The sequence below is a fragment of the Ramlibacter sp. genome (assembly GCF_050250995.1).
GTDB lineage: Bacteria > Pseudomonadota > Gammaproteobacteria > Burkholderiales > Burkholderiaceae_C > Ramlibacter.
Map to the genome: position 1 here is coordinate 1 of NZ_JBFWNP010000035.1, position 15559 is coordinate 15559.

Sequence of the window (15559 nt, forward strand, 5' to 3'; positions counted from 1 at the left end):
TATCATGTCCATGGTGATCACTCCGTTTTGCTCCCGCTGAAAAATTCAGCAGGACCGTGATACACCCTGGTCAATTTTGGGTTGGCACACCCCTCAAAAAATGGTCAGTTTTCGGTTGGCGTCAACAAATCATGCGGGTCCCGGCGAGCTCCAGCACGTCCATGTGCTGCAACAGCTGCGCCTCGTCGCCGAGGGGCTCGTTGTTCAGGAGCGGCCGGCTGGGACCCGTGAGGTGCGTCACGAAATAGCCGCCTCGGCGGTGCGACACGGAAACCACCGCGATCCCCGGCTTGCCGAAGGTGGTGACCGCCTTGACGATGGGCACTTCGAGCCCCGCCGAGGTGCCGGTCTGCACCTGGAAGAAAGCATGCGCGGGGGCGGCGTCGGCCGGCATGGCCGAGGTCTGGCCGAAGCCGCTCGGCTGCTCGGAGGCCTGCAGGTAACGGATTCTGAACGGCCCGATGGCGATGACGTCGCCGTCGTGCAGCAAGGTGCGCGCCTTGAGCATGTGGTCGTTGACGTAGGTGCCGTTCGTGGAGCCCAGGTCGCGCAGCCAGATGTCGGCAATGCCTTCCAGCTCGAAGCGGCAGTGCTTGCCGCTGACGACCATGTTGTCGAGCACGATGTCGTTGCCCGGCGAACGGCCGAGCGTCGTTTGTGCCTTGGTCAGGTAGACGTGCTTGACTTCGACGCCCTGGACCGAGGCGATGAGTTGCGGCATGGTGATCTTTCCGGTGCCCGCTCCCCGCGGTCACGGCCCATGGTAGCGGCGGGCGCGCCGCGCTACAACCGGCTCAATCCCAAGGGCCTTCCGACAGCGGCCCTGCGGCCCTCGGCGCAAGCCGATCGATGATCTCGATGCAGCACTGGAAGACTTCATGGTAGGCGGAATCTTCTCCGCCGGAAGCGATGGCCGCCGGTTGCGCGGCCTGGGCATCCGTGCGCCGGCCCACATAGGTCTGGCAGAACGACTCGAAGATCGACTGGAACTCCTCGGCCGAGGATGCGCGCGACACACCGATCGCCGGATCCACGGCGCCCATCGCAGACGAAAACGATTCGAGTCGACCGCCGAGGTCCGTGAGTTGCGGCATGTAAGCCGTGGTGAACCTGTCGAGGTCCACTCTGCCGGGCGTCGCGCGCAGGTCCGAGACGAGCATCTCTCGCTTGAGGCGCTCGACCGCCGTGCGCATGCCGATGAGTTTCTCCAGCACTCTCGGGACATCGTCCCCGGAAAGTTCGGCTTCCCTTCCTCGGCGGGCGAGACGCTCGCCGTCGACCGGTGCCACCGCGATCTCGAGCTCCGGCTCGGGCCTCTTCGCCGGCACCGGGCGGGCAGCGGGCTGGAGCGTCGCAAAAAGCATCGAATCCGAATAAAGCCTGTCCATCGGGACTCCCGCAGTTGAAAAGTGCCCGGATCATAGGAGCGGGTCCCCCTCGTTCCGCAGAGACCATCGTCTAGCCGTTAGCATCGGCCGGGCATGCATCCCCGCCCCGCCGCCATCGCCCTCGCCGGCCTCGTCTCGCTCGCCGTCGCCATGGGCATCGGCCGCTTCGCCTTCACGCCCATCCTGCCGATGATGCTGCACGACCGCACGGTCGACCTCGCGCAGGCCAGCTGGCTCGCGAGCGCGAACTACATCGGCTACCTGCTCGGCGCGCTCCTGTGTACCTTCCAGCCCTGGTTCGCGGCGCGGCTCGGACGCACGGGGCCGGTGAATGCAGGACGGCTCGTGCGCATCGGCCTCGCGGTCACCGTGCTCCTCACCCTCGCCATGGCAGCGCCCTTGCCCGCGCTGTGGCCGACGCTGCGCTTCGCCGCGGGCGTGACGAGCGCGGTGGTGTTCGTGTATACGACGACCTGGTGCCTCGGCCGCCTCGCGCGCTTGCAATTGCCCGCGATGGGCGCGCTGATCTACACCGGCCCCGGCGCGGGCATCGCGCTCGGCGGACTCGCGGCGAGCGCGATGGTGGCGCTCGACTGGCGGGCGACGCAGGCGTGGGCGGCCTTCGGCGTGCTGGCCGCGATGCTCACGGCCCTCGTGTTCCGCACCTACGGCGCGCCGGAGGACGCGACGCCGGCATCGGCCGCGAACGCCGCAGCCGCGCCCACGACGACGACGGCGCCGCACCACGGCGCCACCGAAGTGGCCCTGCTGTCCACCGCCTACGGCCTCGCCGGCTTCGGCTACATCATCACGGCGACCTTCCTGCCCGTGATCGCGCGGCAGACGCTCACGGCGTCGCCCTGGCTCGATCTGTTCTGGCCCATCTTCGGCGCGAGCGTGGTCGTGGGCGCGATCGTCGCCTCGCGCATGCGCGTCGCGGGCGACCTGCGCGTGCCCCTGGTGGGTTGCTTCGTCATCCAGGCCGCGGGGGTCGCGGCAAGCCTCGTGAGCCCCACCCTGCCCGGCTTCGCCGTCGGCAGCATCCTGCTCGGCCTGCCGTTCACGGCCATCACCTTCTTCGCGATGCAGGAGATCCGCCGGATCAAGCCCGCGCACGCGCCCAGCTACATGGGGCTCGCGACGGCCACGTACGGGCTCGGGCAGATCGTGGGGCCGCCGCTTGCCGCGGGCCTCGTCGCGCGCAGCGCCACCGCGGCGGCGGGCTTCAGCCAGGCATTGTGGATAGCGGCGGGCGCACTGGGGCTCGGCGCGCTGCTGTTCGCGCTCCTGACGAAGTGGTATCCAGCCAGGCCAGCATCGCAGAATTGAATTCGTCGGTGGCCTTGAGCATCACCCAGTGGTTGCTGGGGAAGGCCTGCACCTTGCTGGCCGGCAGCGCCGCGATGCGCTCCAGCCACTTCGGCGAATGGAACATGAAGGGCTTGCGCTCGCCGTACGCATAGAAGATCGGGCATGGGGGCTCGACGCGCAAGCTGCCCTTGGCGCGGCCGGTCCACACGTGCCAGTACGGATAGTTCATCTGCCACGTCACCTTCGACGCATCGCCGGGATGGCGCAGCCTGCGCGCCATCCAGCGCGTCATCCGCGTGCCCGTGCCGCCCCGCAACTTCCAGGCGAGCGCGAGCCACAGCTGGTAGAACACGACCATGGCCTTCGCCCCGAGCGACAGCGAGCGGATGAAGGCGCCGCTGTTGGTGTCGCCGATGTCCACCGCCACGATGCGGTCGACGCGCTCGGCATGGCGCATGGCGTACTGGTAGCCGAAGACGCAGCCCCAGTCGTGCAGCAGCAGCGTGACCGGCACGCTCGGACTCACGCGGTCGACGATGGCGGCGATGGTGTCCACGATCTCGTCGGGCAGCGGCTCGCGCGGCGGCTTCGCCGGGTCGAACCCCGGCAGCGTGAAGCGCACGCAGCGCCGCCGGCCCGAGAGCAGGTCGACCTGCGCATCCCACAGCCGGTACGTGTCGGGCCAGCCGTGGATCATCACCACGGTCTCGGCGCCCTCGCCTTCGACGTGGACATCGATGCCCTCGACCACCATGTCGAACCGCCGCAGGTCGAGCATGCCCTGGGTCGCTGCGTTCATCGCTTCTTCTCCTCCTGGACGAGCGGACGCATCATCCAGAGGCCGATCATGGGTCCGATGGCGAGCCAAGGCAAGACCCAGGCGAGCGGCCAGGCGACGGCGGCGCGCACGAAGACCTCGATGCTCACGACCGAGATCGCGAAGCCGATGCAGTTGCTGAACGTCAGCACGCTGCCCACCCACTGAGGCGGCGCGTTGCGCGCCGTGAGCGCGGAGAACTGCGGCGAGTCGCCAGCCACCGTCGCGCCCCACACGAGCAGCCAGGCGATGAAGACGGCATCGGGCGCGCGCAGCATTGCCGGGGCGAGCAGGCAACAGGTTCCGCTCGCGGCGAGCTGCCATTGCGCGACCCGCGCGCTGCCGAAGCGCTTCACGAAGATTCCCCCGCCCGCGCAGCCCACGGCGCCCGCCGCGATGGCGAAGAACGCGCCCGCGCTGATCTGTGCGGCAGTGGCATAGCGCGTGGCAAGGATCGCGGGCACGAGCACGATGAAGGCGTACAGCTCGCCCATGTGGCCGAAATAACCGAAGACCGAGGCGCGCACGGGACGGTCGGTCCAGATCAGCCCGAGCGCGCGCGGCGAGATGCGCGTTGCGCGCACCTGGTGCGGACTCTCGGGCACGAACAGCGCGGTGGCGACTCCGCCCAGCGCCGCGAGCGCGGACACGACCAGCACGACGGCCTGCCAGTCGCCGCCGCCGATGTCGAGCGCGCGCAGCCCGTGCGGCAGCGCCGTACCGAGCACGAGCGCGCCGATCAGCACGCCGAGCGCCGCGCCCAGTCCTTCGCGATACCAGCTGGCGGCGATCTTCATGCCCACCGGATAGATGCCCGCGAGCAGGAAGCCGACGCCGAAGCGCGACGCGAGCAGCAACGCGAATTCCCCCTGCAGCACGACGATGGCCGCGTTGAGCGCCGCGCCCCCGAGCGAACACGCGAGGAACACGCGCGAAGGCACGAAGCGGTCGGCCAGCATGAGCAAGGCGAAGACCAGCGTGCCCGCGACGAAGCCGAGCTGCACGGCCGACGTCAAGGTGCCGACGGCGGCGGCCGGCAGGCCCCAGGCCGCCTGCAGGTCGGGCATCACCGCGTTGACCGCGAACCAGAGCGAGGTGCCCGCGAACTGCGACAGGACGATCACCGGCAGCACGCGGCGCGGGACGCGGGTGCCTCGACTCGCGTTCACGTTCATCGCGACCGCGGCTCAGGGACCTGGCCGCGCCTGCGGCTCGCGCGCCACGTCCGCGAGGAAGTCCGCCTTCGCAAGTTCGGAGGTCTTCGCGGACGCGGGCGCGCCGAAGCCCTCCGGGTAGACCTCGCGAAAGCCGTCGATGAGCGCCTGCAGCGGCACGTCGTCGAAGGTCCCGCGCTGCCGGATGTATTCCATGTGTCTGTGCCCGGTCGCATCGAAGGGATGGAAAATCGAATCGGACACGCCGTCGAAATCGAGCGGCAGCAGGCCGAACTTCTCGCACAGTTCGACGTTGAACGCGGGCGTGGCCTTGCGCCATGCGCCGTCGATCCAGAGGTCGGCATAGCCGTGCCAGGCGAACACGTCGGTCTTCATCTGCTCGCGCATGCGCTCGGTCGAGAGGTGGTTGCGCACGTCGGCGAAGCCCACGCGCGCCGGGATGCCGGCCGCGCGGCAGACGGCCGCGAGCAGCGTCGCCTTGGGCACGCACCAGCCGTGGCCGTTCTCGATGACCGAGCTCGCGCTCATGCCGCCGGGCGTGAGGTCGATGCGATAGGGGTCGTAGCGAAAACCGTCGCGCACGGCGTAGTACAGCGAGACGGCGCGTTCGCGGTCGGTGCCGCCTTCGGCATGCCGCTTGGCAAATGCCACGACGGCGGGGTGGGCACTGTCGACCAGCGTGGCGCTGGACAGACAGTCCTCGGGACGGGGATCGATGGACATGGGTGCAACATACCAGAGGCGCGGTAGCATGGTCGACCCGGGGGAGACCCACGAAAGATGCATCGATGAAGACGGTCTACGAAGCGGCGCACGGCCTCGAGGCGCACATGATCGCCGACCTGCTGCGCCAGCAGAGCATCGTGGCGCGCGTCGAAGGCGAGTACCTCGCCGGCGCCATCGGCGAGCTGCCGGCGGCCGGACTCGTCCGCGTGGTGGTGGACGAAGACGACTACGCGCCCGCGCGGCGCGTGATCGAAGGCTGGTTCGCCGAGCAGCCCGCGGAGGATCCGGCGGACGCGCGCATGCCCCGGCTGGCCTCCCGCGCGCGCTGGCCCTATGTCGCGGCGGGGCTCGTGCTCGGCATCGCGCTGTCGCACGCCGGGCAGATCGTGCAAGCGCTCTTCACGACGGCCGAGGTCGAGACCTGCCGGACGTGAAAGCCGCCGTTGCCGCCGTCGCGCGGATGGCGGAGAGCGCCGGATAGGGGTTCACCGGCTGCCCCTTCCACCATTGCTTCTCCGGGCCCAGCCGGAACACCGCGAAGTGCAGGTGGGGCGCATCCATGCGCGCATTGCCCGACGTGCCGACGTAGCCGAGGGTGTCGCCTCGCCTGACCGTCATCCCCTCCTTCAGGCCATCGGCATAGCGGTCGAGATGCGCGTAGTAATAGGCCAGATTGCCTGCGGGATCGAAATGGTAGATGGTCAAACCGCCCGGTACGCTTGTGAACAGCTTCGCGATGCGGCCATCGTCGACCGCGACGACGCGCGTTCCGCGAGGCGCCATGATGTCGAGCGCCTCGTGCCTGCGTTCGCCCCGGCCTTGATCGTAGGTGTCGGTCAACGCGGCGGGCGCGACCCCGTCCACGGGCACCCGCAACGTTCGCGCCGCGAGCAGCGCCGGGCCATCCGTCGCGGCGGCGAAGGTTAGGCCCGCGAGCAGCGCGGCAACGACGCCGACACCCTTCGTCATCCGCATCGCCGGCGCGGCCTCAGCCCTGAACGTCCACCACGGCGCCGGGCTTGACCACGCTCGCCACGCGCAGCACGTCCCAGTTGCTCAGGCGCACGCAGCCGTTGGACGAGGCGCGCGCGAGCGTGGACGGTTCGTTCGTTCCGTGAATGCCCCAATGCTTCTTCGTGAGGCCCAGCCACATCACGCCGACGGGGTTGTTCGGTCCCGGCTGGAGCCGAACTTTCGGATCGTCCGGTTTCGCGGTTTTGAGCAGGGCGGGGTTGTAGTCGAAATAAGGGTCCTTGACTTCGCTCACGATCTTCAGGCGCCCGAGCGGCAGCGGGTCGCGGTCCTCGCGCCCGAAGGTCGCGGGAAATGCCGCGAGCAGTCGGTCGCCCTCGCCCAGCAGATAGACCTTCTTGTCCGACTTGTCGATCCGGATCGACGTTACCGCCGCGCCGAGCGGCACCGTCTGCGAGGTGTCGGTGACCACGAAGGTCTCGCCGGCCCGCGCCGTGCGGCCCGCGTTCAACTTCGCGAGCGCCTTCGGGCTCATATGGAAGCGCTCGGCCAGCATCTCCATCGGCGTTTCGTAGCCGAGGGCCGGCAGCTTGGCGAGCTCGGCCACGTCCTTGGGCAGCGGCGCGTACGGCGCTGCCATGTCCTGTTCGGTGAGCGTGTAGGTCGTGAATGCCGCCGCCTGCCCCTCCGACAGGACCTTCCACGTCGCCTCGTCGATCACGCCCGTGGTGGGAAGGCTGCGCGACAGCTGGAAGGCCTGCACGGTGCGCTTCATGTTCACGCCGAAGTGGCCGTCGATCTCGCCGGGGGAAAACCACAAGCGATCGAGCAGTGCCTGCGCGCGCATCACGCCTGGGCCCTTCGCGCCTTCCTTCATCGGCAACGCGGAAGGCGTCGCGTTGAGTTGCGCGACGGCCTCGGTGGCGGCGGATGCGGTTGCCGAGGCCGTTGCAGTCGTGTTCGCACTGGCACTGGCGGACTCCGCCGTGGCCGACGACTGCGCAGTGGATTGCATGGGCAAGAGGCTCAGCGCCGCAACCAGGGGCGCGAGCACGAGCGCGAAGAGGGGATGGGGAGCGTTCGTCGGTGTCCGGAGTTTCATGCGCTCAGCGTACGCACTTCGCTCGCGCCGGCGTGTCGGCGGTCCCCGATGCGCCGGGTCGGCGAAACCTCACCCCATGTAGCGGTATTATTGCTAATTGGCTACATATATTGCTAATATGCAACCCCATGACGACTCGACTCATTCTCGCAGTAAAAGAATTGCGCGACAACGGAACGTTTATCGAGATTTCGATTTACGAAGACGAGGTCGCGACACCTCCCAATACGCACCCCTACCGATATGTCTTGTTCTTCGGACGAAAATTGGAGTGCCTGGTCAGATACGATAACAGGCTGGGCAGCGGCGACCGACGAGAAGTCGAGGGTGTGGACGGTCCCTACACCTTCGTGGATCTCGACCGCCTGCTGGACGACTTCAAGAACGACACCGAGCAGTGGGAATGACATGAAAGCCATCATCGAGATCTCGCCGCGGGGCTCCGCGGTGCAGGCCGCACGCCGCCACGCGCGAGCCGGCGAGAACTCGCCGAAGTACCGGGCCGACTACTACATGAGCTTCGAGTCGGCGCGGCTTCTTTTCACCGAACTCACCCCGGCGCGCATCGACTTGCTCGACTCGCTGCGGCAGGTGGGTCCGTGCTCGGTGTATGCGCTCGCCAAGTCGGTCGACCGCAACTATTCCAATGTCCACAGCGACATCGGCAAACTCGAGGAACACGGCCTCGTCGCGCGCACGCCCGACGACGCGGTGTTCGTCCCCTTCGACGCGATCGAGATCCGCATGGAGATGCCGCGGCCCTCGCTGTAGCCGCACCGGCTCCTAGCGCAAGCCCCTGAGCAGGCGCTCGAAGAGGTTGTCGAGGATGTCCTGCACCGGGTCGCGCCCGCCCCGCTGGGGCTGCGGCGGCTGGCGGGGCTGGGGCCTCGGCCGCGGGATGTCGAACTCCACGCGCGGATCGATCCAGCGGTTGCGCAGCGACTGCTGAACGGTTTCCCCGACGATGGGCAAGGCGCTGCGCGCGCCCTGCCCCCAGCTGTCGCCCATCGTCACCTTGTTGTCGTTGAAGCCGACCCACGCGCCCGCCACCAGCTGCGGATGCATGAGGATGAACCAGCCGTCGCTGTTGTCCTGGGTGGTGCCGGTCTTGCCCGCCACGTCGGCGTCGATCCCGTAGCGCGTGCGGATCGCGGCGCCGGTGCCCTCGTCCACCACGCCCCGCATCGTGTCGACGAGCTGCAGGGACTTCGGGCGCGACATGACCCGGCCCTCGGGCTCGGGCACTTTCAGGGTCTCGAGCACCTCGCCCTTGCGGTTCTCGATGCGCGTGATGAGCACCGGCTCGATGTAGAACCCGCCGTTGGCGATGGTGCCGTAGGCCGCGACCATCTCCTTCAGCGTGACGGGGCTCGTGCCGAGCGCGAGCGACGGCACTTCGTCGAGCTTGCTCTGGCGGATGCCGAGCCCGCGCGCGAACTGCGCCACGCGTTGCGGCCCGACGCGCATCATGAGCTGCGCCGTGATCGTGTTCTTCGAGTACACCAGCCCGTCGCGCAGCGTGGTCGGCTGGCCCGTGGGCGGCGTGCCGTCGGTCGGGCTCCACACGGTGTTGCGATCGACCTGGATCTGGACCGGCTGGTCGTAGAACGTGTCCATCGGGCTCATGCCATCCTCGAATGCGAGCCCGTACACGAAGGGCTTGAAGGTCGAGCCGGGCTGGCGGCGCGCCATGTTGACGTGGTCGAACTGCTCGTTCTGGAAGTCGCGGCTGCCCACCCACGCGCGCACGTGGCCGTTGCGCGGATCGATGGCCAGGAAGCCCGCCTGCAGCAACTGCCGCTCCTGCCCGCGCGGCACGGCGCGGTCGGCCTGCTGCTGCAACTGCGCGAGCTGCCGTGCCACCGCCTGATTCGCCGCCTTCTGCATGCGCGTGTGGATGGTGGTGCGCACCACCAGGCCGTCCGAATAGATGTCGTAGCCGCGCCGGTCGGCCCAGGCGATGAGCCAGCGCCGCACCTGCTGCGCGGCGTGCGGCGCGGGGCCGAGCGGCTCCGTCTGCCGCTCGAAGTCCAGCCGCATCGGCCGGGCCGACAGCGCCTTGAGGCTCGCGGGATCGAGCTTGCCGTTCTTCGCCATCTGCGCGAGCACGAAGTTGCGTCGCGCGAGCGCGCGCTCGGGGTTGAGCACCGGGTTGTAGTAGCTGGTGCCCTTGAGCATGCCGATCAGGGTGGCGGACTCCAGCACGTCCAGCCGCTGCGCGGGCTTGTCGAAATAGGTGCGCGCGGCCATCTCGATGCCGAACGCGTTGTAGAGGAAGGGGACGGTGTTGAGATAGCTCTCGAGGATCTCGTCCTTCGTGTAGACCCGCTCGATCTTCAGGGCCGTGTACGCCTCCTTGAGCTTGCGCGACAGGTTGGGCGCGCGGCCGATCTCCTCGGGGTACAGGTTGCGGGCCAGCTGCTGCGTGATGGTCGAGCCGCCCTGCCGGTCGCCCATCGCGGTGCGCAGCGCGGCGCCCACGGTGCGGCGAAGGTCGATACCGGCGTGCCGATAGAACCGCTTGTCCTCGGTGGAGATGAGCGCGTCGACCACCTTGGGCGAGATCTTCGCGAGCGGCATCCACTGCCGGTTGATCCGCTTGAACTCGGCGAGCACCACGCCATCGGCCGACATCACGAGGGCCGGCGCCTCGACCTTCTGCCGCTTGATGTCGTCGATGCTCGGCGTGAAGGGCAGCATCGCGAGCAGGTAGACGAGCAGCGCGCCAGGCAGCACCGGCCAGGCGCGGGCGGGGCCGCGTCGCCAGAAGTTCGAGGCGCGCCGCAGCGCGGGTTGGAAATTCATCCGAAAGAATCTAGGGGTCGGGCCACCTCAGCAGTGTAGGACTGGGACGCGATGAAGGTGCCTTCTGCCCGGCCGTGGCCCCGATCGCGCCCCGCCCGGTCTCCGCGACGCGCGCGATCCGGCCGCTCCGGCGTGACACACTGTCCTGTCCGCTGGACTTCCGCCCGGGAGCCGGTGGCCTTAGATTCGAGGCATCATGAACCGTCTGCCCACCCTCTTCGTCTCCCACGGCTCGCCGATGTTCGCGGTCGAGCCCGGCATCGCCGGCCCGCAGCTGGCGCAACTCGGCCGCGAGCTGCGCGAGAACGTCAAGGCGGTGCTCGTGCTGTCGCCCCACTGGATGACGCGCGGGGTGTCGGTCACCACGACGGACGCGCCGCCGACCATCCACGACTTCGGCGGCTTCCCGGACGTGCTCTACACCCTGCGGTATCCGGCGCCCGGCAGCCCGGCCGTCGCGGCGCGCGCGCTCGAGCTGCTGAACGCGGACGGCTGGAACGCGAGCGCCGACCCGTCGCGCGGACTCGATCACGGCGCGTGGGTGCCGATCATGCATCTGTTCCCCGATGCGCAAGTGCCCGTGGTGCAGGTTTCGCTGCCGCAGTCCATGGACGCGGAGGCCGCCGTGCGCCTCGGCCGCAGCCTCGCGCCGCTGGCCGACGAAGGCGTGCTGATCGTCGGCTCGGGCAGCATCACGCACAACCTCTACGAGGTGTTCCGCGAGCCGGTGACCGATGGCGCGGCCTATGCGAAGGAATTCGTGGACTGGGCACGCAGCTCGGTGGCCGGCCACGACGAAGGCGCGCTCGTGGACTACCTGAAGCGCGCCCCGCACGCGAAGCGCGCGCACCCGACCTCGGAGCACTACCTGCCGTTGCCCTTCGCATTCGGCGCGGCCCGCAGGGACTACGACGCGAAGGTCCTCGACGGCGGCTCGACGCATGGCGGCGTGCTGGCGATGGACGCGTACGTGTTCCAGTGAACGTCATTCCCGCGCAGGCGGGAATCCAGGGCTCCCGAATCGAACGGAGCCCCCGATCCACGTGCGCGCGGGGATGAGCGCCGCGCCCGCCGTGTTCGCACCGCTCTTCATCGTCCTCGCCGGCATCGCCTCGGCCTTCCATATCGGCAAGCTGCCGCCCGCGATCGGCGTGCTCCAGCAACAGCTCGGGGTCTCGCTGGTCGAGGCGGGCTTCCTGCTGTCGGCGGTGCAGTTCGCGGCGATGGCCTGCGCGATCGCGATGGGCGCCTGGTCCGACAGCATCGGCCTGCGGCGCGGCATCCTGTTTGGGCTGACGCTGCTGGCGCTCGCCAGCTTCGCCGGCGCGTTCGCCCAGGGCGCGACGACCCTGCTCGCGCTGCGCACGGTCGAGGGCTTCGGCTTCCTGCTGGTCGGTTCCAGCGCTCCCGCGCTCATGCGCGAAATCGTCCCCGCGGAACGCGTGAACAAGATGCTTGGTGTCTGGGCTTCGCACATGGCCACGGCAACAGCCCTGGCCCTGCTCGTGGGCCCGATCTGGATCGAGGCCTTCGGCTGGCGCGCATGGTGGCTTGCCGCGGGCGCGCTCTCCGCGGCGGCGGCGGTCGGTGTCGCTCTGGGAATTCCGGCGCGGGCACGCTTGCCGCATGCGGCCGCGTCGGATGCCGGCGCCCGGGACGACGGCCTTCGCGCCCGCGTCTGGCGCACCATCACGCGCCCCGCGCCCTGGCTGCCCGCCCTCGCCTTCTGCACCTATGCGTTCCAGTGGCTCGCCGTCATCGGCTTCCTGCCGGTCATCTTCGAGCAGGCCGGCATCGCGGCCGGCACGCGCGGCGTCCTCACCGCCCTTGCCGCCGCCGCGAACGTCCTCGGCAACGTCGCGGCCGGCCGGCTGCTGCATGCCGGATGGCGCGCACAGACGCTGCTGCGCATCGGCCTGGGCGCGATGACCGCGATGGCCATCGTCGCCTTCGCGGGCGCCGATGGCGGCGGCGCACCCGCCATGGTCCGCTACGGCGCGGTGCTGCTTTTTTCCGCCATCGGCGGGCTGGTTCCCACCACGCTCTTTTCCCTGGCCGTGCAAGCCGCCCCGGACACGCGCACCGTGTCCACCGGCGTCGGCTGGATGCTGCAGTGGTCGGGCGCGGGGCAGTTCGCCGGCCCGCCGGCCGTCGCGTGGGTCGCCAGCCTGGCCGGGGGCTGGCACTGGACCTGGGCCGTCACCGGCGCGATGGCGTGTATCGGCTTATTGCTGACAACGGTCATGGCAAAGGTCCTGCCGCACCGTCGAGCTGGGCCACCCTAGCATCGACGGATGAAGAATTCACGCTTGCTGCTTCTCGTCGGCTCGGTCCTCATGGCGGGCATGGCGACGGCGATCTGGTCGCTGCGCCGCCAGAAGGCGCCCAAGCTCAGCATCGACTGCGAGTCGCCCATCGGCGACGTGATGCAATCGCTCGCGGGCCTCACGCTCGGCACGGTGGTGGAGGGGAATGCGGTCGACATCCACGAAAACGGCGCGTTCTTCGACGTGCTCATCGATCGCGTGCGCGCCGCGAAGCATTCGATCCACTTCGAGACCTTCCTCTGGAAGGACGGCACGCTCGGCCGCCGGCTCGCGCAGGCGTTCTGCGACCAGGCGCGCGCCGGCCGCTGCGTGCGCGTGATGCTGGACCACGTCGGCGGCGACAAGATCGGCGACGAAGTCCTGGCGATGTTCAAGGAAGCGGGCGTCACCCTGCGCTTCTTCCACAAGCGCTCCATCCAGAACCTGGGCGTGCTCAACGACCGAGACCACCGCAAGCTGTGCGTGATCGATGGGCGCGAAGCCTTCGTCGGCGGCCACTGCATCGTCGACTCGTGGCTGGGAAACGCCGAGGACGGCGTTCATTTTTCCGACGTCAGCCTGCATCTGCGCGGCCCCATCGTGCACACCATCCAGTCGACCTTCTGCGACAACTGGATCGGCGAGACCGGCGAGCTCTTCATGGGCGACCATTTTTTCCCGAAGCTCGAGCCCGTGGGCGACATCGCGATGCACGCTGCGTTCATCAAGCCGAGCAACTCGGCGCCCGCGGTGAAGGTGCTGCACCACAGCGTGATCTGCATCGCGAAGAAGCGCATCTGGATCCAGAACCCGTATTTCATCCCCGAGCCCGAGGCCATCGACGCGATGGGCGAGGCCGTGAAGCGCGGCGTCGACGTGCGCGTGCTGATGCCCGCGACCAGCGGCTCCGACAGCCCGATGGTGCAGCACGCCGGACACCGCAACTTCGAGAAACTGCTGCGCAACGGCGTGCGGCTTTTCGAATACCCGCATACGCTGCTGCACCAGAAGGTGATGACGGTCGACGGGGAATGGTCGGCGGTGGGCTCCACCAATTTCGACGACCGCTCGTTCGAGACGAACGACGAGATCAGCGTGGGCATCCTGGACCGCGGTGTCGCGACGCAGCTCGACGGGATATTCGAGAAATACGTCGCCCGCGCGCACGAGATCACGCTCGAGAAATGGGCGAAGCGCCCCCTGCTGCACAAGGCGAAGGCGCAGGCGGCTTATCTGATCAACGAGCTGCTGTAGGTCGCGCCGCGCCGCGCCGCGCGGGGGCCCGACAGCGACAATCGGGGGATGCTCGCAGACGATCTTCCTCCGCAGGCGCTCGACGTCCTGTCCCGCGCCGAAGAATTCACCACGCGCCACGCCGCTGGCGCGGCCATCCAGTGGCATGCCTGGGGCCGCGGCACACCCCTCGTGCTGTTGCACGGCGGCAGCGGCAGCTGGACGCACTGGATCCGAAACGTGGAGCCGCTCGCCGCCGCAGGCCGGCGCGTGATCGTGCCCGACCTGCCGGGCTTCGGCGATTCGACTGCGCCCGCGGGCGCGGTGGATGCGGACGACCTGACGGGCGTCATGGCCGAAGGCATCGCGCAGGTTGCGGGCAACGCGCCATGCGACATCGTCGGCTTCTCCTTCGGCGGGCTCGTCGGCGGCCTGATGGCGGCGGCGCATCCGTCGGCGGTGCGCCGTGTGGTGATCTGCGGCACGCCCGGTCTCGGTCTGCGCAGCAAGCGGCTCGCGCTCGTGGCGTGGCGCGACCTCGACGATCCGGAAGCGCGGCATGCGGCGCACCGGAAGAATCTCGCGACGCTGATGCTGCACGACCCGGCGTCCATCGACGATCTCGCCATCGCGATCCAGGAAGCCAACCTGGAGCGCGACGCGATGCCGCGACGACGGCTCTCGCTGACCGACATCCTCGCCCGCACCCTGCCCGGCGTCCGGTGCCGGATCGACGGCATCTATGGCGAGATGGATGCGCTCTATCGCACGGTGCAGCCGGAGCTGAAGGCCTGCTATGCGAGCTTCCCGACGCTTGGCGAATTCGTGCTGATCCCGCGCGCAGGGCACTGGGTCCAGTACGAGGAGGCAGCGGCGTTCAATTCGCAACTGCTGCGGCTGCTGGCGCAGCCGGCCTAGGGAAGCGCTCGGGGATCCTCCAGGACGACGGCCGCACGAGCCTCCGCCTCGCCGACATGGCCGTGGTAAACCGCATAGTAGATGCTGTCCTGCGGCACCTGCTGCAGCTTGAACCTGTCCCACCAGTTCATCCGCTCGGCGCGCTGGAGCCAGTCGCGAACGCCTTGCATGACCTCACGCACGACAAGAGGCGAAATTTCCTGGGGCTGATGCTGCGCGGCAGCCGCACGGGCGCGCAGCGGATGACCCTCGGGGAGCGCGGTGCTCATCACTTCCAGGAGCTCACGATCCGGGATACTGCGCTTCGGAGCGCGAAGGTCCCGCTGTGCCTTCCTGTAGAGCTCGACATCATCTTTTGCGCACCTGACGTACGCGCGAAACGCGGCACGGACCTCGGGCGGTGCGTATTCTCGTGGGTCCTCCCCGATCACGTGTCCCCAGGTCAGCACCGGGAGTCCGACCTGTCGATGCCGGTCCGGGCCGTGCGGCGGCGCAACGAGACCGGCCGCCAGCCCACGGAGCGCGTGAGGGACGCTGTATCGCGCCCCTTCACGACCTTCAAGCCCCTCGACGATTTTGGCTTCTTCGCCTTCGGTGAACGGTTGGACGGGATCGACGGCATAGGCTGCCGCGGCGCCAGCGGGTTCGCGCGCCACCGCCCCGCCCCTGCCGAAGCAGCAGAAAAGTCCGACGTTCGTTGACACCCCCCGTCTTGCAGCCGGCGCATCGGCCCGCTGGTCGACGGGGACGGAAACCGGAGCCGCGTGACGCGAGGCCCACACACCGAGGAAATGCTGCATCGAAGA

Annotated in this window: 17 protein-coding genes; 8 read left to right on the forward strand and 9 right to left on the reverse strand. The window is 68.8% G+C overall.

The genetic code is table 11. The annotated features are described in order from the left end of the window. Positions 1-121: 121 nt before the first annotated feature. Positions 122-721 carry an FHA domain-containing protein gene (locus AB7E83_RS19485; RefSeq protein ID WP_428572443.1) on the reverse strand — a complete coding sequence of 200 codons (600 nt, stop codon included), beginning with the start codon at positions 719-721 and terminating at the stop codon, positions 122-124. A 73-nt stretch (positions 722-794) separates the two neighbouring features. Continuing rightward, entirely contained in the window at positions 795-1388 is a 594-nt protein-coding gene (locus AB7E83_RS19490) for a hypothetical protein (protein ID WP_428572444.1), read from the reverse strand. Positions 1389-1481: 93 nt separating this feature from the next. Between AB7E83_RS19490 and AB7E83_RS19495 the strand changes: the two genes are divergently transcribed. Next, positions 1482-2717, forward strand: a complete 1236-nt coding sequence (locus AB7E83_RS19495) for a YbfB/YjiJ family MFS transporter (protein WP_428572446.1) — start codon at positions 1482-1484, stop codon at positions 2715-2717. On the opposite strand, the gene AB7E83_RS19500 is transcribed toward AB7E83_RS19495, so the two are convergent. The 3 genes from AB7E83_RS19500 to AB7E83_RS19510 are packed head-to-tail and all read right to left on the reverse strand — an operon-like array spanning position 2614 to position 5414. Further along, positions 2614-3498 carry an alpha/beta fold hydrolase gene (locus tag AB7E83_RS19500; RefSeq protein WP_428572448.1) on the reverse strand — a complete coding sequence of 295 codons (885 nt, stop codon included), beginning with the start codon at positions 3496-3498 and terminating at the stop codon, positions 2614-2616. The two genes, AB7E83_RS19495 and AB7E83_RS19500, sit on opposite strands and share 104 nt — an antisense overlap. Further along, on the reverse strand, positions 3495-4685 hold the full coding sequence (locus AB7E83_RS19505; RefSeq protein ID WP_428572451.1) for an MFS transporter: 1191 nt from the start codon (positions 4683-4685) through the stop codon (positions 3495-3497). The genes AB7E83_RS19500 and AB7E83_RS19505 overlap by 4 nt, the downstream gene beginning before the upstream one ends. Before the next feature lie 18 nt (positions 4686-4703). Continuing rightward, entirely contained in the window at positions 4704-5414 is a 711-nt protein-coding gene (locus AB7E83_RS19510; protein WP_428572453.1) for a transglutaminase-like domain-containing protein, read from the reverse strand. A gap of 65 nt (positions 5415-5479) precedes the next feature. Between AB7E83_RS19510 and AB7E83_RS19515 the strand changes: the two genes are divergently transcribed. Next, positions 5480-5851, forward strand: a complete 372-nt coding sequence (locus AB7E83_RS19515; RefSeq protein WP_428572454.1) for a DUF2007 domain-containing protein — start codon at positions 5480-5482, stop codon at positions 5849-5851. On the opposite strand, the gene AB7E83_RS19520 is transcribed toward AB7E83_RS19515, so the two are convergent. Then, a complete protein-coding gene (locus AB7E83_RS19520) occupies positions 5817-6392 on the reverse strand; it encodes a M23 family metallopeptidase (RefSeq protein WP_428572455.1) in 576 nt (191 codons plus the stop codon). The genes AB7E83_RS19515 and AB7E83_RS19520 overlap by 35 nt on opposite strands. A 13-nt stretch (positions 6393-6405) precedes the next feature. After that, positions 6406-7491, reverse strand: coding sequence for a L,D-transpeptidase family protein (locus tag AB7E83_RS19525; protein ID WP_428572456.1), 1086 nt, complete (start codon positions 7489-7491; stop codon positions 6406-6408). A gap of 128 nt (positions 7492-7619) precedes the next feature. Here AB7E83_RS19525 and AB7E83_RS19530 point away from each other — a divergent pair, with 128 nt between their 5' ends. Together AB7E83_RS19530 and AB7E83_RS19535 are read left to right on the forward strand one after the other, a co-directional pair. Continuing rightward, a complete protein-coding gene (locus AB7E83_RS19530; protein WP_428572457.1) occupies positions 7620-7898 on the forward strand; it encodes a toxin-antitoxin system TumE family protein in 279 nt (92 codons plus the stop codon). A 1-nt stretch (position 7899) separates the two neighbouring features. Next, positions 7900-8262, forward strand: a complete 363-nt coding sequence (locus AB7E83_RS19535) for a MarR family transcriptional regulator (RefSeq protein WP_428572458.1) — start codon at positions 7900-7902, stop codon at positions 8260-8262. Positions 8263-8274: 12 nt separating this feature from the next. Here AB7E83_RS19535 and AB7E83_RS19540 read toward each other — a convergent pair whose 3' ends face one another. Continuing rightward, a complete protein-coding gene (locus AB7E83_RS19540; RefSeq protein WP_428572459.1) occupies positions 8275-10296 on the reverse strand; it encodes a penicillin-binding protein 1A in 2022 nt (673 codons plus the stop codon). Positions 10297-10492: 196 nt separating this feature from the next. Here AB7E83_RS19540 and AB7E83_RS19545 point away from each other — a divergent pair, with 196 nt between their 5' ends. The 4 genes from AB7E83_RS19545 (at position 10493) to AB7E83_RS19560 (ending at position 14753) form a co-directional block, all read left to right on the forward strand. Next, positions 10493-11278: a DODA-type extradiol aromatic ring-opening family dioxygenase gene (locus AB7E83_RS19545; RefSeq protein ID WP_428572460.1), complete on the forward strand. Its 786-nt coding sequence runs from the start codon at positions 10493-10495 to the stop codon at positions 11276-11278. A 73-nt stretch (positions 11279-11351) separates the two neighbouring features. Then, the gene (locus AB7E83_RS19550; RefSeq protein WP_428572461.1) at positions 11352-12581 is read left to right on the forward strand and encodes a CynX/NimT family MFS transporter; all 1230 of its coding nucleotides are present in this window, start codon (positions 11352-11354) and stop codon (positions 12579-12581) included. A 9-nt stretch (positions 12582-12590) separates the two neighbouring features. Beyond that, complete coding sequence (locus tag AB7E83_RS19555; protein ID WP_428572462.1) at positions 12591-13856, forward strand: phospholipase D-like domain-containing protein; 1266 nt, start codon at positions 12591-12593, stop codon at positions 13854-13856. A gap of 48 nt (positions 13857-13904) precedes the next feature. After that, positions 13905-14753 carry an alpha/beta fold hydrolase gene (locus AB7E83_RS19560; RefSeq protein ID WP_428572463.1) on the forward strand — a complete coding sequence of 283 codons (849 nt, stop codon included), beginning with the start codon at positions 13905-13907 and terminating at the stop codon, positions 14751-14753. On the opposite strand, the gene AB7E83_RS19565 is transcribed toward AB7E83_RS19560, so the two are convergent. Continuing rightward, complete coding sequence (locus AB7E83_RS19565; protein WP_428572464.1) at positions 14750-15553, reverse strand: hypothetical protein; 804 nt, start codon at positions 15551-15553, stop codon at positions 14750-14752. The genes AB7E83_RS19560 and AB7E83_RS19565 overlap by 4 nt on opposite strands. Positions 15554-15559: the final 6 nt, after the last annotated feature.